Annotated in this window: 22 protein-coding genes; 13 read left to right on the top strand and 9 right to left on the bottom strand. The window is 27.1% G+C overall.

Annotated elements, in window-relative coordinates; translation table 11 throughout:
- Window positions 1–47 precede the first annotated feature (47 nt).
- The 3 genes from A2J15_RS07225 to A2J15_RS07235 all read right to left on the bottom strand — a co-directional run bounded on the left by A2J15_RS07225 (window position 48) and on the right by A2J15_RS07235 (window position 4,196).
- Window positions 48–491: a YqaA family protein gene (locus tag A2J15_RS07225; RefSeq protein WP_066777872.1), complete on the bottom strand. Its 444-nt coding sequence runs from the start codon at window positions 489–491 to the stop codon at window positions 48–50.
- A 6-nt stretch (window positions 492–497) separates the two neighbouring features.
- Complete coding sequence (gene uvrA / locus A2J15_RS07230) at window positions 498–3,323, bottom strand: excinuclease ABC subunit UvrA (RefSeq protein WP_066777875.1); 2,826 nt, start codon at window positions 3,321–3,323, stop codon at window positions 498–500.
- 87 nt (window positions 3,324–3,410) lie between these two features.
- The gene (locus A2J15_RS07235) at window positions 3,411–4,196 is read right to left on the bottom strand and encodes a sulfite exporter TauE/SafE family protein (RefSeq protein WP_066777878.1); all 786 of its coding nucleotides are present in this window, start codon (window positions 4,194–4,196) and stop codon (window positions 3,411–3,413) included.
- A 398-nt stretch (window positions 4,197–4,594) separates the two neighbouring features.
- Between A2J15_RS07235 and A2J15_RS07240 the strand changes: the two genes are divergently transcribed.
- The 8 genes from A2J15_RS07240 to A2J15_RS07275 all read left to right on the top strand — a co-directional run bounded on the left by A2J15_RS07240 (window position 4,595) and on the right by A2J15_RS07275 (window position 11,537).
- Window positions 4,595–5,854 carry an anthranilate synthase component I family protein gene (locus tag A2J15_RS07240; RefSeq protein ID WP_066777880.1) on the top strand — a complete coding sequence of 420 codons (1,260 nt, stop codon included), beginning with the start codon at window positions 4,595–4,597 and terminating at the stop codon, window positions 5,852–5,854.
- A complete protein-coding gene (gene trpD, locus A2J15_RS07245; protein WP_066777882.1) occupies window positions 5,838–7,439 on the top strand; it encodes an anthranilate phosphoribosyltransferase in 1,602 nt (533 codons plus the stop codon). The genes A2J15_RS07240 and trpD overlap by 17 nt, the downstream gene beginning before the upstream one ends.
- Window positions 7,426–8,025: a phosphoribosylanthranilate isomerase gene (locus A2J15_RS07250; protein WP_066777885.1), complete on the top strand. Its 600-nt coding sequence runs from the start codon at window positions 7,426–7,428 to the stop codon at window positions 8,023–8,025. The genes trpD and A2J15_RS07250 overlap by 14 nt, the downstream gene beginning before the upstream one ends.
- Entirely contained in the window at window positions 8,022–9,200 is a 1,179-nt protein-coding gene (gene trpB / locus A2J15_RS07255) for a tryptophan synthase subunit beta (protein ID WP_066777888.1), read from the top strand. Before A2J15_RS07250 ends, trpB begins: the two co-directional genes overlap by 4 nt.
- The gene (gene trpA / locus A2J15_RS07260; RefSeq protein WP_066777891.1) at window positions 9,193–9,942 is read left to right on the top strand and encodes a tryptophan synthase subunit alpha; all 750 of its coding nucleotides are present in this window, start codon (window positions 9,193–9,195) and stop codon (window positions 9,940–9,942) included. Before trpB ends, trpA begins: the two co-directional genes overlap by 8 nt.
- A 73-nt stretch (window positions 9,943–10,015) precedes the next feature.
- On the top strand, window positions 10,016–10,438 hold the full coding sequence (locus A2J15_RS07265) for a chemotaxis protein CheX (protein ID WP_066777894.1): 423 nt from the start codon (window positions 10,016–10,018) through the stop codon (window positions 10,436–10,438).
- A complete protein-coding gene (gene fliN, locus A2J15_RS07270; protein ID WP_066777897.1) occupies window positions 10,438–10,743 on the top strand; it encodes a flagellar motor switch protein FliN in 306 nt (101 codons plus the stop codon). Before A2J15_RS07265 ends, fliN begins: the two co-directional genes overlap by 1 nt.
- On the top strand, window positions 10,743–11,537 hold the full coding sequence (locus tag A2J15_RS07275) for a hypothetical protein (RefSeq protein ID WP_066777898.1): 795 nt from the start codon (window positions 10,743–10,745) through the stop codon (window positions 11,535–11,537). Before fliN ends, A2J15_RS07275 begins: the two co-directional genes overlap by 1 nt.
- On the opposite strand, the gene A2J15_RS07280 is transcribed toward A2J15_RS07275, so the two are convergent.
- From A2J15_RS07280 to plsY, 5 genes are all read right to left on the bottom strand, one after another.
- The gene (locus A2J15_RS07280; RefSeq protein WP_066777900.1) at window positions 11,534–12,994 is read right to left on the bottom strand and encodes a Ppx/GppA phosphatase family protein; all 1,461 of its coding nucleotides are present in this window, start codon (window positions 12,992–12,994) and stop codon (window positions 11,534–11,536) included. The genes A2J15_RS07275 and A2J15_RS07280 overlap by 4 nt on opposite strands.
- Window positions 12,994–13,239, bottom strand: coding sequence for a YfhL family 4Fe-4S dicluster ferredoxin (locus A2J15_RS07285; RefSeq protein ID WP_066777902.1), 246 nt, complete (start codon window positions 13,237–13,239; stop codon window positions 12,994–12,996). Before A2J15_RS07285 ends, A2J15_RS07280 begins: the two co-directional genes overlap by 1 nt.
- A 103-nt stretch (window positions 13,240–13,342) precedes the next feature.
- Window positions 13,343–14,014 (bottom strand): homeostatic response regulator transcription factor HsrA, encoded by a 672-nt coding sequence (hsrA, locus tag A2J15_RS07290; RefSeq protein WP_066777904.1) that lies wholly within the window; start codon window positions 14,012–14,014, stop codon window positions 13,343–13,345.
- Window positions 14,015–14,091: 77 nt separating this feature from the next.
- A complete protein-coding gene (locus A2J15_RS07295) occupies window positions 14,092–14,409 on the bottom strand; it encodes a dihydroneopterin aldolase (RefSeq protein WP_066777907.1) in 318 nt (105 codons plus the stop codon).
- A complete protein-coding gene (gene plsY / locus A2J15_RS07300) occupies window positions 14,394–15,002 on the bottom strand; it encodes a glycerol-3-phosphate 1-O-acyltransferase PlsY (protein WP_066777910.1) in 609 nt (202 codons plus the stop codon). The genes A2J15_RS07295 and plsY overlap by 16 nt, the downstream gene beginning before the upstream one ends.
- Window positions 15,003–15,194: 192 nt before the next feature.
- Here plsY and A2J15_RS07305 point away from each other — a divergent pair, with 192 nt between their 5' ends.
- The 4 genes from A2J15_RS07305 to hemJ all read left to right on the top strand — a co-directional run bounded on the left by A2J15_RS07305 (window position 15,195) and on the right by hemJ (window position 18,543).
- Entirely contained in the window at window positions 15,195–16,220 is a 1,026-nt protein-coding gene (locus A2J15_RS07305) for a cytochrome-c peroxidase (protein WP_066777912.1), read from the top strand.
- An 86-nt stretch (window positions 16,221–16,306) separates the two neighbouring features.
- Window positions 16,307–17,644 carry a phosphoglucosamine mutase gene (gene glmM / locus A2J15_RS07310; RefSeq protein WP_066777914.1) on the top strand — a complete coding sequence of 446 codons (1,338 nt, stop codon included), beginning with the start codon at window positions 16,307–16,309 and terminating at the stop codon, window positions 17,642–17,644.
- On the top strand, window positions 17,637–18,110 hold the full coding sequence (lspA, locus tag A2J15_RS07315; protein WP_066777915.1) for a signal peptidase II: 474 nt from the start codon (window positions 17,637–17,639) through the stop codon (window positions 18,108–18,110). Before glmM ends, lspA begins: the two co-directional genes overlap by 8 nt.
- On the top strand, window positions 18,094–18,543 hold the full coding sequence (hemJ, locus tag A2J15_RS07320; protein WP_066777922.1) for a protoporphyrinogen oxidase HemJ: 450 nt from the start codon (window positions 18,094–18,096) through the stop codon (window positions 18,541–18,543). Before lspA ends, hemJ begins: the two co-directional genes overlap by 17 nt.
- Before the next feature lie 14 nt (window positions 18,544–18,557).
- Here the strand turns inward: hemJ and A2J15_RS07325 are convergent, their stop codons facing one another.
- Window positions 18,558–19,895, bottom strand: coding sequence for a coproporphyrinogen III oxidase family protein (locus A2J15_RS07325; protein WP_066777925.1), 1,338 nt, complete (start codon window positions 19,893–19,895; stop codon window positions 18,558–18,560).
- A 128-nt stretch (window positions 19,896–20,023) separates the two neighbouring features.
- On the opposite strand from A2J15_RS07325, the gene cmeU reads away from it, so the two are divergent.
- Window positions 20,024–20,275: a CmeU family protein gene (cmeU, locus tag A2J15_RS07330; RefSeq protein WP_066777928.1), complete on the top strand. Its 252-nt coding sequence runs from the start codon at window positions 20,024–20,026 to the stop codon at window positions 20,273–20,275.
- Window positions 20,276–20,296: the final 21 nt, after the last annotated feature.

The raw sequence follows: 20,296 nt of genomic DNA on the forward strand, positions 1-20,296 counted from the left end.
CTAAAAATATAATTTAATGATTCATTTAATTAAAAATTATGAAATTTTTATAAAGAATTAGCTATAAAAATTATGAATGCATAACGACTTAATTTTCCTAGTGAAATAAAAAAAGCACTTTTTAAGAAGGAGTATTTTGCAAAACCAAGTCCTAGTGCAAAAAGATCTCCTACTAAGGGTAAAAAACTTAAAAAGGCAAAAATACTTCCAAATTTAGTGTAATTGATATTAAATTTTTCTAATTTTTTTAAAGATTGACTAAAATATTTTTCTAAAATTTTTTCTTTACCATAATAAGCTAAAGCATAAGTACTTAAACTTCCTAGACTATTACCTAAAGTAGCAATTGAAAGTACAAAAATAGGATTGAATTGAAGTTTGATAAAGCCTAAAACAAAAGCCTCACTTGCTAAAGGTAAAAGTGTACTTGAGAGAAAAGATACGATAAAAAGACCCAAATAACTAATATCATTATATAAAAAATCAAACATGATAAACTATATTTTTTTAGTATTTTTAAGTTCTAAATCTAAATAATACCCTGTGTAAGAGAGGGTTTTTTTATGTTCTTTGGCAACTTTTTCTACATTACCACAACTTATAACTTTTCCACCTTTAATCCCACCTTCAGGTCCCATATCAATGATATAATCGGCATTTTTAATGACATCTAGATTATGTTCTATTACAAAAACAGAATTTTTAAGATTAACTAAGTGTTGTAAAACTGTGATGAGTTTATTTACATCTTCAAAGTGGAGTCCTGTTGTAGGTTCATCAAGTATATAAAGTGTTTTTCCTGTATCGCTACGGCTTAATTCTTTGGCTAATTTAATCCTTTGTGCTTCTCCTCCACTTAGAGTTGTTGCATTTTGTCCTAGGGTAAGATAATCTAAGCCCACTTTTACTAAAGTGTCTAATTTTTGACGTATTTTAGGCACTGCGTTAAAAAATTCATTTGCTTCTAAAATACTCATATTTAAAATTTCGCTGATATTTTTACCTTTATATTTGATTTCTAAGGTAGAATCATTATAGCGTTTACCATGGCAAGTATCACAAATTACCATAACATCAGGTAAAAAATGCATTTCTATTTTAATTTCCCCATCCCCACTACATTTTTCACATCTTCCTCCTTTTACATTAAAAGAAAAACGTCCCGCTTTATAACCACGCATTTTAGCTTCTTTGGTAGAAGCAAAAAGATTACGGATTTCATCCATAGTACCTGTATAAGTAGCAGGATTAGAGCGAGGAGTACGTCCTATGGGACTTTGATCAAGATAAATTACTTTGTCAAGCTTCTCAAGACCTTCTATTTCAACTCCACCAAGTTTTTTAACTTTTTTGGCACGATTGAGTTCTTCTTGGGCAAAAGGAAGCAGAGTTTGAAGTATGAGTGAACTTTTTCCAGATCCTGAAACTCCAGTTATTGCAACTAAATTTTGCAAAGGAAAGTCAACGCTTAAATTGTGAATATTGTTAATATTGACATTTTTAAGTTTTAGCCATTCTTGTTGGGGGCGATTTTGAAGTTGAGAAATTTGTTTTTTACCATTCATATAGAGTGCGGTTTCACTTTTGCTTTTTAAAAGCTCTTTATAGGTGCCACTAAATACTACCTCACCGCCAAATTTTCCAGCCTTAGGTCCAATATCTACTATAAAATCAGCTTCTTGTATAGTCATTTTATCATGTTCTACAACAATTAAAGTATTGCCTTTTTGTTGTAAATTCCTTAAGGTTTTAATAAGTTTTGAAGTATCTTTTTCATGAAGTCCTATGCTTGGTTCATCTAAAACATACATTACTCCGCTTAAACCACTGCCAATTTGCGAGGCTATACGAATTCTTTGTGCTTCTCCTCCGCTTATAGTTCTTGCATCGCGTCCTAAAGAAAGATAGCCAAGCCCTACATCATATAAAAAGAACAGTCTTTCATTGATTTCTTTTAAGATAGGTTGACAAATAAGTTTTTGTTGCTGATTAAGATAAGAAAAATTTTTTTCATCAGCAAAAAAGGCTGTACTATCTTCTATACTCATATCTAAAATTTCACCTAATCCTTTTTTAGCTACTTTTACTGATAAGCTTTCAGGTTTTAAACGATGTCCAGTGCAATCTTTGCAAATTTTTTCACTCATGTATTCTGCAAGATCTTTTTCATCTTTTAGTATTTCATAAGCTATTTTAATCACACCTTCAAAAGTACGTTTTAAACGATTTCTTTTCCAAAGAAATTCTATGGTTTTAGCATTGCCGTATAATACAAGGCGTTTTTGTTCTTCATTAAGATCTAAAAAAGATGTTTTTGTAGGAATATTATTTTGTTCGCAAAAAGCAATTAGAAATTTATAATAATAACTTTTATTAAAACCATACATAATCTTAACAGCACCATTTTCAAGACTTAAATTATCATTAATAATTTTTTTCATATCTAAAGTGTAACGAATACCTAATCCATCGCATGATGGGCAAGCTCCTTTTGGAGAGTTAAAAGAAAAACTTAAAGGTTCTAATGGAACAAAAGAAATTTTACAATTAAAGCAAGCACAATGTTCGCTAAAATGATAATATTTATTAAGTTTTATTTCTTCATGATTTAAAACTTCTATTTCTATTTCCCCAAAACTTTCTTCTAGGCCTTTTTCTATATCATTTGCAAGACGTGAGAGTAAATCTTCTTGAATTTCAAGACGATCTATGACCAATTTTATGCTATGTTTTTTAGTTTTACTTAATTTGATTTCTTCATCAAGGCGTACTAAAACTCCATCAATTTGTGCTCTTACATAGCCCTTGTTGCGTAAATTTTCAAGTAAGTCTGCATAAGTGCCTTTTTTTTCACGTACAAGAGGAGCATAAATAATAATTTTTGCTCCTTTTGGGAATTGTAAAATTGCATTAATAATATCACTTGCTTTCATAGATGAAATTTTTTGATTGCATTGGTGGCAATATTGAATACCTATTCTTGCATATAAAAGTCGAAGATAATCATAAATTTCAGTAATGGTTCCAACTGTTGAACGTGGGTTTTTGGAAGTGGTTTTTTGGTCTATGGCAATAGCTGGAGTTAGTCCTTCGATCTTATCCACATTGGGTTTATTTACTTTATCTAAAAATTGTCTTGCATAAGCACTTAAACTTTCTATGTAACGTCTTTGTCCTTCAGCATAAAGCGTGCCAAAAGCAAGAGTAGATTTCCCGCTACCACTAAGTCCTGTAAAAACAATAAGTTTGTTTTTTGGAATTTCAAGATCAATATTTTTAAGATTATTTTCTTTTGCGCCAATGATTTTTATGATATTATTCATAGTTATTCCTAAATAATCATTAATATAAATTTAAAAATTTTAACATATAAAATATTAAAAAAACTTGGGTTGTGTTTTATTACTAAGTTAAAAATTGATAACTCCTAATTTATTAAGTAAAGAATGTGTTGTTCCAAGTATTGATAAAGCATAAACATAAAGTAGAATTTTTCTGTGGGCTGTAATACATATTTTTTCTATAATTTTTATGCCTATGAAAACTCCTATCATAGAAGCAATGCCTACTAATACACCTTTATGAATGACTTCAAAATCTATAACTCCAGAATTTGAAAAGGAGATAATACCTGAAATTGATGCAAAAATGACAAAAAATAAAGACAAGGAAACAACTTTTTTGCTATCATATCCTAAAAAATAAGCTAAAATAGGAGCGATTAAAAGACTGCCGCCTATTCCTAGGGAAATGGCAAAAATTCCAGTGAAAGAACCTGCAATAAATAAAACTATATTTTTTATCCAAAAATTTTGTTGATTTTTTGTTACGTTTTCTTTGATTTTAAAAGCATATTTAATAAAAAATATACAACTTACAATTAAAAATATACTAGTAAGAGTGATATCGCTTAAAGTTTTTAAAAGCATACCACTAAAACTACCTCCTAGGAGTCCTCCAAACCCTATTATAATGCCATCTTTTAGATTGAAGTTCTTTTTTTTATAATTAATATAAGAGCCAAAAATTGCTGCAAAAATCATTTGAAATACAGAAATTCCAATAGCATGATGAGCACTTGATCCAAGCATAAACATTGAAGGTACAATAATCATGCCTCCGCCAATTCCAAAAAGTCCAGAGGCAATACCTGAAATTATTCCTATAATTAAATAGGGTATATCTGCAATTTCCATAATTTTCCCAAATTATTAAAATATTTAAAATGAGGTGTATTTTATCTTATTAAGCTAAGTATTATCTTAGTTTTTATTAAAAATATTTTTATTTGAGCATTAAATTTTGTAATTAATGTTTCTAAAATTCCTATAAATATGGAATTTTATAAAATTATTTTACATTTTAAAGATAAATTTATATTTATTAATTTAGAATCTTTATATACTTTAAGGTTTAAATAATCTAAAAGAAAATAATTTTATAGAAAGGTAAAAAATGAGTGAAAAATATTTTTTTAGTAATTTATTGATTTTAAAACCTACTTACACTCCTTTTTATTGGCGCTTCTAAAAACTACTTTTTATCTGATTTTATTATATTTAATTTTTTATTTTTTGTATAAAAGGCTTATTTTATGTATATTAAAAATGTAAATTTTTATTATAGGCAAATCCTTTCAAAATTTAAAAATTCGTATTTAGTAGAGGATTTAAGCAGAATTATTATAGGAATTGATTGTGATTATTTAGATGCTAATGATCTTTCATTTAGTCAATTAAAATTAAAGTATGAGTTGTTAGCTCAAAAAAGTATTTGCGATCATGCGGGATTATTTGGAATTTTTAGTTGGAATTTTATATCTTTATTGGAAAAAATTCCTATTTTTTCTTCAAGAAATTATGATTTTCCTTTATTTTTATTTGCTAATGCTAAGGCTTATTTAATTTATGAAAAAGAGCATAATACTTTTTTAAAATTTGGGGATTTGAAGTATTTTGATTATCTTAGAGATGATTTTAATGTGTTTAAAAAAGAAAAAAATTATGATTTTGAAATTTTAAATTGTTTAAAAGAAGAAAATAAGGATTTTTTAAAAATGTGTGAAAAGGCTAAAGAATATCTTATTAATGGAGATATTTTTCAAGTGGTTTTAAGTAAACAGCTTTGTATTAAGCACCAAATAGATGCTTTTGATTATTATGAGCAATTAAGAACTTTAAATCCTAGTATTTATATGTTTTATTTTCCAAGTAAATATGGGGTGGTTTTGGGTTCTTCTCCAGAATTTTTATTAAAAATTAAAGATAAGGAAATTTTTTTAGCTCCTATTGCAGGAACTAGAAGTTTGGATAATGATTGTGATATTAATGTTTTAGAAAAAGAACTTTTAAATGATGAAAAAGAATTAAGTGAACATAAAATGTTAGTAGATTTAGCAAGAAATGATGCTTCTAAATTTGGGATAAATACAAGAGTAGAAAATCTTTTTTCTATTATTAAAAATAAATTTATTATGCACATAGTAAGTGAAGTGTATGCTACCATGAAAGAAAATGTGAGTATTTTTGATGTGATTGAAGCTGTTTTTCCTGCAGGAACTTTAAGCGGAGCTCCAAAAATTAGAGCTTTAGAGATTATTCGTGAACTTGAGATGTGTGATCGTGGAATTTATGGGGGTGCTATTGGGTTTTTAAATTTTAAGAAAGATGTTGTTTTAGCTATTTTAATACGTTCGACTTTTTTTACAAAAGATAGAGCTTATATATCAAGTGGAGCAGGCATAGTTTTACAAAGTGATAGTAAAAAGGAATATGAAGAAATTTGTGCTAAACGTAGGGCACTTTTGTTGGCTTTTAAAAATTTAAAAAAGGAAAATGATGATACTTTTAATTGATAATTATGATTCTTTTGTGTTTAATATAAAAAACATGCTAGAAAATTTAAGTAATGATGAAATTTTAGTATGTAGAAACGATGAAATTTCTCTTAATGAGATTAATAATTTAAACCCTACTCATATTATTTTAAGTCCTGGACCAAAGCATCCTAGTCAAAGCGGTATTTGTCTTGAAATTTTTAAGGCAAGACTTAATATACCTGTTTTAGGTATTTGTTTGGGTCATCAAGCTTTAGCTTTAGCCTTTAATTCTTTAGTATCTAAAATGCAAGAAGCTGTACATGCAAAAACTACTTTGGTAAAACAATGTAAGGAAAATGAGTTGTTTGCAACCTTGCCTCAAGAATTTAATGTGATGCGTTATCATTCTTTAGAAGTTAAACAACCTTCAGATGAACTTGAAATTTTAGCTTTTGATGAAAAAGGTGTTATTATGGCTTTAAAACATAAAAAACTACCTTATTTTGGAGTGCAATTTCACCCTGAGAGTCATTTTAGTGAATATGGTTTAAAAATTCTTTCTAATTTTTTAAAGCAAAAAATTAATAAGTTTGAAAGTGAGCAAAAGCAGTTAAGTTTTTATATACAAAAGATGAGTGAGAATCATTTTTTACAAAGTGAGGATTTTGAACAAATTTGTAGTATTATTATGTCTAAAAATTATGAAATCTTGCAATTAGCAGTTTTGCTTGTTTTAATTACAGAAAAATCTTTAAATGAGAAATCCCTAAGTGCTTTTGTAAAACAAATTTTAACTTATTCTATAACTTTTAGTGATGAAAGTGATATGATAGATATTTGTGGAACAGGTGGGGATGGATTTAAAAGTATTAATGTTTCTACAACTAGTGCTTTTATTTTGGCAGCTTTAGGGGTAAAGGTTGCTAAACATGGTAATTACGCTATTTCAAGTTCTAGTGGAAGTACAGATATTTTACATGCTTTAAATATTATTACACCAAATACTTTAGATTTGGCTTTAAAGTATTTAAATGGACAAAAACTTAGCTTTTTTCATGCCCCTTTTTTTCATCCTTTAGTGGGACAATTAAAAGAAATCAGATCAAGACTTGGAATAAGAACAGTTTTTAATATTTTAGGACCCTTGTTGCATCCTAATTTAAAATTAAAATATCAATTGATGGGAAATTATCATGCACCTGTGCACAGACTTTTGATTGAAGTTTTAAAGGAATTAGGACGTGAAAAAGCTTTAGTTGTAAGAGGAAATGATGGTATGGATGAAATTAGCATTTGCCATGATACTAAAATTTATGAACTTTGTGAGGGCGAAATTTTAGAATATTGTATTTCTCCTGAACAGTTTGGATTTAAAAGGGCTTTGCATAGTCAAATTATAGGTGCTAATGCCTATGAAAATGCTAAAGATTTGCTTGATATTTTAAGCGGAAAAATGCAAGGGGCAAAATTTGATCTTGTGATTTTAAATGCTATGTTCGCACTTTATACGGCTAATAAAGTCAATTCACCTTTAAAAGCTAAAGATATGATTTTACAAGCTATATATTCAGGTAAGGTAATAGAATATTTTAAGGAGTATCAAGCTTGTGTTAAAAATTAAAATTTGTGGTATAAAAGATGAACAAAATGCTAAAGATTTGGCTATTTTAAATATAGATTTTTTTGGATTGATTTTTGCTAAAAGTCCAAGACAGGTGAATTTAGAACAAGCTAAAATTTTAAGTAGTATTTTTCATGAAAAATCTAAGCAAGTTATTGGTGTTTTTGTGGATGAAAGTTTGGATGAAATTTTAAGATGTATAAAAATAGTAAAGCTTGATGGTATTCAAATTTATCGCTGTATTACTGGTGAAGAATTTAAAATTTTAAAAACTAAAAAAGTTTTTGTTTGGCAAGTTGTTAGTGTATTAAATACTTTAGAATTCAAGAATGAAATTTATGCTGATTTGATACTTTTTGATGCTAAAGGAGTTTTAAAAGGTGGCAATGGAATTAGTTTTAATTGGACCTTATTAAAATCTTATTCTAAAGATTTTGCTTTAGCAGGGGGTTTAGGTTTGAAAAATCTTCAAGAAGCTTTGAAAACTGGAGCTAAAATTTTAGATTTTAATTCTAAACTTGAAGATGAAAAAGGTTTAAAAGATATAAAAAGGGTTAAAAAAATTTTAAAGGAGTTAAAAAGATGAAAAAGGCTTATTATGGAGATTTTGGTGGGCAGTTTTTACCTGAAAGTGCTATGTTTGCTTTGCATGAACTTGAAAATGCTTTTTTGAAATTTTCTAAAGATAAATCATTTAAAAAAGAACTTGACAAACTTTTAAAAACTTATGTAGGACGTCCTACTGCTCTTTATTTTGCAAGTAATTTAAGTAAAAAATATAAACATGAGATTTATTTAAAACGTGAAGATTTAAATCATACAGGAGCTCATAAGATTAATAATGCTATAGCTCAAGTGCTTTTAGCTAAAAAAATGGGAAAGAAAAAAGTTATAGCAGAAACTGGAGCAGGGCAACATGGTTTAGCTACAGCAACTGCAGCAGCACTTTTAGGTCTTGAATGTGAAATTTATATGGGGGCTATTGATGCACAAAGACAAGCTTTAAATGTTTATAAAATGGAACTTTTGGGTGCTACAATTCATCCAGTACAAAATGGACTTAAAACTTTAAAAGAAGCTACAACTGCAGCTATTCAAGCTTGGGTTGGAGATATTAAGAATATTTTTTATGTTGTTGGAAGTGCGGTAGGTCCTTATCCTTATCCTAAGATAGTAACGCATTTTCAAAGCATTATAGGCAAAGAATGTAAAATACAACTCCAAAAACTTGGTAAAAAAGCAGATTATATTATAGCTGCTATTGGAGGTGGGAGTAATGCTGCTGGAATTTTTTATGATTTTATTAAAGATGAAAGTGTAAATCTTATTGGTGTTGAAGCTGGAGGGCTTGGTATTGATACGCCTTATCATGCGGCTACTTTAAATAAAGGTAAAACAGGTATTATTCATGGTATGAAGACTAAAGTATTACAAGATGATTTGGGTAATATTTTACCTGTGCATAGTATTAGTGCCGGGCTTGATTATCCAGGAGTTGGCCCTTTACATGCTTTCTTATTTGAAAGTCAAAGGGCTAAGTATTATGCTATTAGCGATGAAGAATGTGTTAAAGCTTTAAAATTGCTTTGTAAAGAAGAAGGTATTATTCCAGCTCTTGAGAGTTCTCATGCTTTAGCATTTTTAGAAAAATTGTGTCCACATTTGGAGAAAAAAAGTGTGATAATAATTAATCTTTCAGGTAGGGGTGATAAAGATATGCAAATGCTTAGAGAATATAAAAAAGGTATGATTTATGATTGATTTTAGAAAATTTTATAAAGATAAAGCAAATGTAGCTTATATGATTTTAGGTTATCCTAGTCTTCATTTAAGCAAGGCTTTTTTAGAAAAATTAGATGAGAGTGTTATTGATATTTTAGAACTTGGTGTAGCTTATAGTGATCCTATTGCTGATGGTAAATTTATAAGTGATGCAACTAAGCAAGTTTTAGATCAAGGTATAAATATTGATAGTATTTTTAAACTTTTAGATGGGATTAAAACAAACAAAGCTTTGGTTTTTATGGTGTATTATAATTTAATTTTTTCTTATGGATTAGAAAAATTTGTAAAAAAGGCAAAGTCTTTAGGTATTTGTGCTTTAATTGTTCCTGAATTAAGTTTTGAAGAAAGTTATGATTTGAAGAAAATATGTCAAAAATATCAACTAGCTCTTATTACTTTTATAAGTGTTACAACTCCTAAGCAAAGAATACAAAAATTGGTAAAAAATGCTCAAGGTTTTATTTATTTATTAGCAAGTATAGGTATAACAGGTAGCAAAAGCGTTGAAGAAAGTATTTTATTAGATAAAGTAAAAGAAATTCGAAGTTTTACCAATTTACCTATTTTTGTAGGGTTTGGTATTAAAGACAATAAAGATGTTAAAAAAATGCGTAAAATTGCTGATGGTGTTATTGTGGGAACTAGTATTATTGAGTGTTTTAAAAAAAATGATTTACAAGTCCTTATGCAAGACATTGAAGAAATTTTCAAAAAATAAAATTTTAAAACATATTTTTATTTTATATTTATTATAATTTTTTTTGATTAAGTTTTTTATAAAGGTGATCATTATGTTAAAAATTCTTAAATATTCCATTTCTCACTTTTTTGAGCACATATTAAAACTTCATATTCAAGCAGCTCAAGATATTAGCGGTGAGTTTTATGGGGCAAGCATTCCTATTATAGGAAAAAATGAAGGAGAGTATAATTTTTATTTGTTTTTTCCAAAGGAATTTTTACAAAAAATTGCCGATATTTTAATTCATGGGGAAAAATTTAAAGAAGATGATTGGTGTGATTTAATTAAAGAGTGTGCTAATCAGATTATAGGTTATGCTAAGAATTTATTAAATGATGCTAAGGAAGATATTGAATATAAATTAGGAATTCCTGAATATTTAGGAAAGATTGATTTTTCTAAGATAGTTTTAGATGAGTCTTTAACTTATAAATTTGAAAATTCTTATTTTAGGATAGGATATTGTAAATAATGAATGATAATATAATTTATGATCATCATGGGCTCTTGCAATCTTATGAAGATATTTTAGACATTACAGTAGATTTTGTAAGTGAACTTGGAACTACAAATATGAGTGTTGCTGAGCTTTTAAAACTTGAAGTGGGTTCTGTTATAGATCTTGAAAAGCCTGCTGGAGAAAGCGTGGAGCTTTATATTAATAAAAGAATTTTTGGAAAAGGCGAAGTTATGGTTTATGAAAAAAATCTTGCTATAAGAATTAATGAAATTTTAGATTCTAAAACTGTGCTTCAATATTTTAAAAAAGAAATTTAATGAGATTATTGGTATTGTTTTTATGCATTTTACCTTTATATAGTGTTGAATTAGTAAGCTATAATATTTATGATAGAAATGATAGAGTCGATTTGATGCTTTCTTTTGATGGTGTTTATAATGGTAAAATTTCTCAAAAAAAAGAAAACAATTTTATACTTTTAACTTTTAGTGATTTAAAATACTTAAAAGATGAATTTAAAGAACTTCATTCAAGGCTTGTCGATAAAGTTAAGATTGATTCTAAAAATAATAATACTTATATTATGTTACAAAGTAAACAAAATATTAATATTGAATCAAGTTTTATTAATGATAAATTTGGTATAAGAATTAGAATAACAGGACAAGAAAAAACAGATGCAACAAATTTAACCCCTATTATGAATTTAGATCATGAAATACCTAAGACAAAAAATACAAGTTTGCAAGGATATGATTATACAAATTATATTTTAGTTATATCTGTTTTATTAATTTTATGTATAGCACTTTGGCGGTTTAAAAGAACTATAGCTTATAAACATAATACCGGTTTTAAAAATTTTAATATAATTTTCCAAAGATTTTTAGATAAAAATAATCAATTTATAGTATTTATTTATGATAATAAACGTTATGTGATGGTTGTAGGTAGTTCTAATGTACTTTTAGAAAGTGATGAAATTTCAAAAGATCAAATAGAAAATTATTTTACAAAAAAGAAGGAAGTAAATTTTGATTCTTTTTTTGAGGAAAATAAAAAAAGAATCAAAAATCTTACAGAACAATATCAAAAAAACAAAGAATCTTAAGGTTTTTGATTGATTGCTAAAGCTATGGTGCTTGGCTTGATAATTTTTTTAAGTTCATCTTTTGCTAAGTTAAGAATTTTATTTTCTTGATATACATAAAGGGTATTTTTTTTAAAAAAAAAGTTTATTTGATCTTCATTTGTACTTAAAGTTTTAGCTAAGCATAAGATAAAATTAAGCCATGATATAATATGAGTATTTGGTAGAAGTTTCCTATAAGGTTCAAGATTGTAAGGATTGATTTTTTTACCATTAAGTTTGATAATAGTAGCTATTAAGATTTTTTCTTGATGAGAAAAGCCATAATTAAGTCCACCTAATACAAAATTAGCAGAATGTTCGTTTGCAAAATAAAAATTTAAATATTCTCCAATATGACATAATTTTGCAGCATTTAATAATATATATTTATAATATTCGTTGAGTTTATGGAGATTTTCTAAAGCTTTAAAGATTTTTAAAGCAAAATGTGGGGTTTGATTTTTTTGTTTTGATTGTAAGAATTTATCTTGTAAGCATTTTAAACTAGGATTGAAATTTGAAGGGAATATAGTTTTAGGACGTAATAGATCTTGCAAGTAAACTCCCTCTCTAATTCCTACCCCACTTGTAATAATTTGTTTGGCTTTAATTTTTTTTGCTATTTTTAAAAAAATAAAAATACCTTCTTTAATGGTATCAAAACGATCTTTTTTTATACCAAAATTGACTAAAGAATCTGCATTAGAATTCAAAATTTTTAAAATATGATTTTTTTCTTCATGCAACATATAACGAAAATCATGTAAATTTTTTAAAGGATAAGAATTTTTTTGCATGATGGAATTAGAAATTGCCCTTAAGCTTCCTCCTATAGCAATGAGATTGTGATTGCAAAATTCTTCAGGAATTTGTTCTAAGATAGGTGCTATAAATTTATCTAGAGTACTTGTTTTTCCTGTATCGTAAAATAATTCTTTTAAGCGGACTGTGCCAATATCAAGGGAAATGCAAGAAATGATTTTGTTATTTTTAATTAAACATAATTCACTTGAGCCTCCACCAATATCTAGAGTGGTCCCATCTTTAAAAGGGCTTAATAAATTTAATGCAGCTAATCCTCCTAGATAACTTTCACTTTTTCCATCTATGCAGCGTATATTTAAAGATAATTTATCCTTAATTCTTTTAATGAAAGTTTTAGAATTTGGTGCATCTCTTAAAGCTGATGTGCCTACAATAAATATTTTTTTACATTTATGTTTTAAGGCGCGTTCTTTAAAAAAGGCTAAAGCATTTTCTGCTCTTTGCATGGCTTCTTCTTGAAGGATTTTTCCATTATTATAGGCATTTTCTCCAAGTCTTACTTTGCGTTTATATTCACAAACTGTATAAAAACTATATCTTGAGGTTTTTTCAAAAATTACCATTCTAATAGAATTTGAGCCAAGATCAACAACAGCCGTTTTTTTTGCCATTAAAATTCTTTATTCTTGTGTTTAAGTTTTAATTCTTCTATAGTTTCTACATTATCAGGGTCAGGAATAATACATTCATAAGGGCAAGCTACGATACAAGCAGGTTCTGAAAAATCATTAACACATTCTGAACAAAGATCAGGATCTATGACATAAATAGGACTATTTTCATAAATAGCTTCATCAGGGCATTCTTCTCTGCAAGCGTCACAACATACGCAATCTTTTGTAATTAAAAGAGACATTATCACCTTTCAAAAAATTTAAAAAATATTTTACTTTATACAATAATTAAACTTAAAAAATATGAAAATAAGTGTAAAGATTTTGCACTATTAGTGCAAAATCCTAAGATTTTTTAGGAAAGCAAAAACGGTATCCTCTGCGACGTACTGTTTCTATAGTAGATATATTTAAAGGTTTATCCATTTTTTGGCGAATTTGATTGATAGCTACTTCAATAACATTTGGGGTGACAAGTTCTGGTTCTTCCCAAATTGCGTCTAAAAGTTGTTCTTTGGAGACTATTTGATCTGAGTGTCTTGCTAAATGAGTTAAGACTTCAAATGGTTTTCCTTTAAGTTCAATATCTTGACCTTTGTAGGTAATTTTTTCCTCATCAGGATCGATTATTAAATCTTCAATTTTAATAACATTGGTCCCACCAAGTCTTAAACGTGCTTCTATTCTTGCTAATAAAATATCAAAATCTAAAGGTTTTTTAACAAAATCATCAGCTCCGGCTTTTAAAGCTTTAATTTCTGTTTCTTTATCTGTTTTAGAAGACATAATCATAACCGAAGTTCTTGGAGATTTATGTTTAATGGTATTGACAAGCTCTAAACCGTCTCCATCAGGTAAAATCCAATTTGCTAAAACTAAGTCATAATGTCTAATGCCAATAAAATATTCTCCATCTTTAAAATTTTCAGAAGAATCAGTTTGATAACCAAATTCATTAAGATTATCTATAATTGTTTTATTTAAGCTAATCTCATCTTCTATAACTAAAATTCTCATCGTAATATCCTTATTAAGAAAAATTTAAAAAATTATAACATAGCTTAAGTAAATGTTTAAATATCTTTAAAAAAAAATTAATATTTTTTTTTCAACTTAACCCCAACTTTAGCATTTTTTATAATATTTGGTTTAAAAACTTCTATGTTAAGATGAGTTAGATATAGAAAATCTTTTTTTAAATTTAAACTTATAAAATCAAGAGATTCTTCAAGAGTATAAAATTTTTCTTTTTTATAGTATGTTTTGATTTTGGTAATTATTTCAGAATAATTTAAAAATTCATCTGATTTAGCTTTAAGTTTAATGATAATTGTTTGCTTTTTTTTTCTTTCAAAATCTAAGATTCCAATAATACATTGAAAACGAAATTTTATTTTTATATGACTTTGCATTCTTCTTTAAAAAGCAATCTTTTGATATTAGGTAAATGCTTATAAGTTATAATAAAAGCAATAATAAAAATGGGCGCATGGGTATTAATTTCTAAATCATAATGAAATATAAAAGAGGTGCTAATAAAGGTTAGTAAAGCCATTAATGAAGCTAATGAAGATATTTTAAAAATTTTTCCTATGAGAAACCAAACTATAAATGCTATAAGTACTTCTAAAGGCAATAAGATTATCATAGCACCTGCTCCTGTTGCTATACCCTTGCCCCCTTCAAATGATAAGTAAATGGAAAAACAGTGTCCAAAAACAGCTAAAACTGCTACACTCCAAAGTAAACTTTGATCATAATTAAGCCATTTTAAAATTAATAAAGGAATAGTAGCTTTTGAAAAATCTAAAATTACTGTAGCAATGGCAAGTTTTTTAGCCAATCTAGGATTTTTTTCTTTAATGACTCTTAAAACATTTGTAGCGCCTACACTATTTGATCCTTCGTTTTTTATATTTATTTGAGCAAAAGTTTTACTTAGAATAAGTCCAAAAGGAATTGAACTAAGAAGATATATAAAAGCATAAATTATTAGATTTTCCATAATACCCTTTTGTTAATTATTAATGAAATGATTATTTTCTTAAAAAGTATAAAATTATAACTTTTAAAAATAAATAAACAAAAAATAAAGCCAATAATTTAAGATAAAAATAGTATGAATTTATTTTAAATATATTTTATTGTTATTTAAATATTAAATTGTTATTATTTTATTTTAATTAGGAGTTAATTAATGAAAGTAAAATCATTATTTATTGCATCTTTAATAGTTTTTTCAACTTTAAATGCCACGAGTCTTATTGAAGAGGCTAAAAATTCAGGTCTTGTTCCTTTGCCTAAAGATCAAAAAGGAGTAGATGAAATTTTAAAACAAAATGGAGTTGAAGCTAGCGAGTTTACTCTTGAAAAGGCAGAGCTTGGAAAAAAACTTTATTTTGAGCCACGTCTTTCAAAAAGTGGTATTATTTCATGTAATACTTGTCATAATTTAGGTCTTGGTGGCACAGATGGCATTAGTGCTGCAGTAGGACATAAATGGGCAGTAAATCCTCATCATTTAAATTCTCCAACAGTTTATAATGCTGTTCTTAATAATACTCAGTTTTGGGATGGACGTGCAAAAACTTTAGTTGATCAAGCTAAGGGTCCAATTCAAGCAGATGTTGAGATGGCAACTCCTTCTGATCTTGCAGTTGAAAAAATTGCATCTTTATCTGAATATGTCAGTGAATTTAAAAAAATTTATGGTAACAGCGGGGTTAATTTTGATAATATTGCTGATGCAATTGCAAATTTTGAAAGAACACTTATTACTCCATCGCGTTTTGATAAATTTTTAGAAGGAGATGAAAAAGCTTTGACTAAAGATGAGCAAAAAGGTTTAAAACTTTTTATTAAAAAAGGTTGTGTAGCTTGTCATAATGGTGTAAATTTGGGTGGCAATATGCAAGCGTTTGAAGTTGCTAACAAATATCAGTTTGCAAATTTAGGTGATTTTAAAGGTGATGTAAATGGCATGGTAAAAACTCCTACTTTAAGAAATATTGCTGAAACTGCACCATATTTTCATAATGGAGCTATTTGGAATTTAAAAGACGCAATTAAAGAAATGGGAAGTGTTCAACTTGGTATTAAAATTTCTGATGAAGAAGCAAAAAGTATTGAAGCTTTCTTAAAATCTTTAACAGGAACAAAACCTGTGATTGTTTATCCACAATTACCTATTTCAACACAAAAAACTCCTAAACCTCAATTATAAATTTAAACAAGCTTTAAAGAGCTTGTTTAAATTTCTTTATTTTACTCTTGTTATAATCATTTTATTTTTTGCTAGAAAGGTTTATAATGAAACTTTTTGGAACTGATGGTGTGCGTGGTAAAGCAGGGGAATTTTTAGATAGCTTTTTGGCTATGCGTTTAGCTATGGCTGCTGGTATTTATTTTAAAGATAAAAGTATTACAAATAATATTTTAGTAGGAAAGGATACAAGAAGAAGCGGTTATATGATAGAAAATGCTATAGTTTCAGGTTTGACTTCTATAGGATATAATGTTATACAAATAGGTCCTATGCCCACTCCAGCGATTGCATTTTTAACTGAAGATATGCGTTGTGATGCAGGGATTATGATTTCAGCTTCTCATAATCCTTATTATGATAATGGTATTAAATTTTTTGATGGACATGGAAATAAATTAAGTGAAGATATAGAAAAAAAAATAGAAGAAATTTATTTTGATGATAAGCTTATACAAAATTCTAAAGTTAAAATGGATGAAATAGGTCAGGCAAAAAGAATTGATGATGTTATAGGCAGATATATAGTGTCTATTAAAAATTCTTTTCCAAAAGATCTTACTTTAAAATCTTTACGTGTAGTTTTAGATGTAGCTAATGGAGCAGCTTATAAAGTAGCGCCAACAGTTTTTAAAGAACTTGGGGCTGAGGTTATTGTTATTAATGATACACCTAATGGACTTAATATTAATAAAAATTGTGGAGCTTTACATCCTGCAAATTTGGCTACTGAAGTAAAGTATCTTCGTGCTGATGTCGGGTTTGCTTTTGATGGAGATGCTGATCGTTTAGTTGTTGTTGATGAAAAAGCACAAGTAGCTAATGGAGATAGTTTGCTTGGAGTATTAGCACTTTATCTTAAAGAGCAGGATAAATTAAAATCAGGTGTTGTGGCTACTATAATGAGTAATGGAGCCTTAAAAGAGTTTTTAAATAAGCATAATATAGAACTTAATACTTGTAATGTAGGTGATAAATATGTACTTGAAAAATTAAAAGCCAATGGAGGTAATTTTGGTGGGGAACAAAGTGGGCATATTATTTTTAGTGATTATGCTAAAACAGGTGATGGACTTATAGCAGCTTTACAATTTAGTGCTTTAATGCTTTCTAAAAAGAAACCTGCAAGTTATATTTTGGGTCAACTTAAGCCTTATCCTCAACTTTTAACCAATCTTCAAATTGCAGAAAAGAAAGATTTAGATAAGATTAAAGGGTTAAAAGAACTTAAGCAAAATTTAGAAAATAAAAATATTAATACTTTATTTCGTTATTCTGGAACAGAAAATTTAATTAGACTTTTATTAGAGGCTAAAGATATTAGAATTTTAGAGAATGAAATGAAACATGTTGTGGAGTTTTTTAAGAAAGCCTTAAATGGTTAAAAAATTTAAATTTATTCTTTATTTTTGGGGTGCTTTTATTCTTGTTTTGATTTTGGATCAATGGGTAAAGTCTTTAACTTTATCAGGTCTTAGATGGCAAAGTGAATATTTTGATTTAACCTATACTTTAAATACAGGTATAGCTTTTTCTATGTTAAGCTTTTTAGAACATTATCTTAAATATTTACATCTTATTTTAATTATTTCACTTTTTATTTATCTTTTTTGGCAAAAAACTTTTTTAAGAACTCATAGTTTAGCTTTTGGTATGATGCTTGGCGCCGGTGTTTCAAATTTATTAGATCGCTTTATGTATGGTGGAGTTGTGGATATGTTCTTTTGGCACAAATGGTTTAATTTTGCAATTTTTAATGTAGCAGATGTTATAATAAATCTTAGTGTTATTTTAATTTTAACACAAGAAATATTTATTAAAAAAAAGGAAAAGAATGACAGAATGGATTAATGATTATTATTCTTGGATTAAATGGATACATTATTTAGCATTCGTTTCTTGGATGGCCGGGCTGTTTTATTTACCTCGACTTTTTGTCTATCATATAGAGCATAAGGATAATAGAGGTTTTGTTGAAGTTGTAAAAATTCAAGAGAGAAAGCTTTATTTTTATATACAAACTCCTGCTATGATTGCCACTTTAATTACAGGTAGTTTAATGCTTCATGCTAAGGAAGTATTGATGGTTGGAGCAGGTTTTATGCATGCAAAGTTAACTTGTGTAGCTCTTTTAATAATTTATCATATTCATAATTATTATTGTTTAAAAGCTTTAGCAAATAATACATTTAAGAAAAGTGGAAGATATTTTAGAATATATAATGAATTTCCTACAATCATGTTTATGATTATTGCTTTTATGATGGTATTGCGTCCGTTTTGATGGAGTTTGGCTTTTTAGGCTTTAAACTCCATATTTGTAAAAATAAAGGGATCAATATTTTCTTTCATAATATTAATATAATTTTTATTTTCAAGACGTTTATCATCTCTAAAAACTGCACGCACCATATCCATACCTGTATAAAAATCTTTCATTAAAACTAGGAAAAGGTATTGTCCAAATTTGCTTGCAATTAGGGTATTTTTATCTTTTATTATAGCCCCACTTGTTTTAAGACATAAAAGTTCTAAGTAGAGTTCTTGTTCTAAATTGCAATTTAAAGTTTTGTTAAATTTTTCAATTTCTATTTGTCCTGAAAAAATTTCATTTAAAAAAACATATTTTATGATTTCTTTTTTGCTAAAACAAGCTTTTGCAATATTAGCATTTTGCTTTTCTTGAATGAGTTTTGCATAATGATTTAAATTAAAAGCATTGATTAAAAGCTCTCCATTTAAAAAACTAAAAGCTCCACTGCCAATACCTAAGTATTCATGATGAGAACTGACATATTCATCATTAAGTTTATTTTTTTCCAAAGAAAAACTCCAACTGTTATTTTGTATGTAGTTTTTAAAAAAATTACATATGATTTGATAATAGTTTAATTCATTATCTTTAAGACTAGTCCCTAAACTTTTAGCAATATTATTTTTTGTAAGGTTGGATTTCATTAAAGGATAGGTGGTAATTTGTTGCGGAGCTAAACTTTTAGCAATTTCTAAGTCGTTTAAAAGTTGTTTTTCACTTTGTCCAGGTAAGTTAAAAATTAAATCGATATTAAAAATAGGTAAGATATTTAAGGCTTTTGAAATTTTTTCTTGAAGTTCTTTTGAAGATCCAAATTTATTATATCTTGCTATTTTTTTTAATGTTTCATCATCAAAACTTTGAACTCCGCAACTTAAACGATCGATAATGCCTTTAAACATAGAGAGTTTTTGAGGATCTATATGATTGGGATCGCTTTCACATGAAATTTCTTTTATATTGAATAGTTTTTTGCATAATTCTAAGGTTTTTAATAATTCATCTTCATTAATGAGTGTTGTACCCCCGCCTACATACATAGAATTAAAGTTAAAACCTTTGTCTTTTATGATTTTAATTTCTTCTCGAAGATTTTTAAAATATATTTTAGCTAAATTTTCTTCATAATAGTATTTATGAAAACTACAATAAGGACAAAAAGTATGACAAAATGGTATATGGGCATAAAGCATATAAGTTTTATTATTTTTAGGAGATTTTTCTTGAGCTTTATTTAAAAGTTTGACATTTAAATTTTTTTGAAGGGATTTTTCCATCATAAAATGAGAATATTTTAAAGTTAAATTTTGTAATAAATTCATAACTTACCTAAATATTAATATAATAAAACATAACTTTAACAATTTTTAGCTAAAATAGGGGTAAATTTTTTCTTTTTTAAACTAAAAAATGATATAAGTTTTATAAAATTATTTAAAAAGGATATAACATGGATAAAACTAAGATTATTGGAAATTTAAATGCTTTTTTTAAACAAAGAGAGCAATTTTATTCTTATTTTGATCAAAATATCTCTAAAATTGCTAATACTGAAGTATTTGATTTTAAAAATGCCAAGAATTTAAATTCAGAAGAAGTGTATAAGCAATTTTATCATTTTGATTATGCAATCAGAAAATTATTACCAAGTATTTATAAAGCTTATGAAATTACAGATGAGGATTTAAATAAAGATTTTTAAAATGATTTAGAGAATAAAGTA

Source organism: Campylobacter hepaticus, assembly GCF_001687475.2.
Classification (GTDB): domain Bacteria; phylum Campylobacterota; class Campylobacteria; order Campylobacterales; family Campylobacteraceae; genus Campylobacter_D; species Campylobacter_D hepaticus.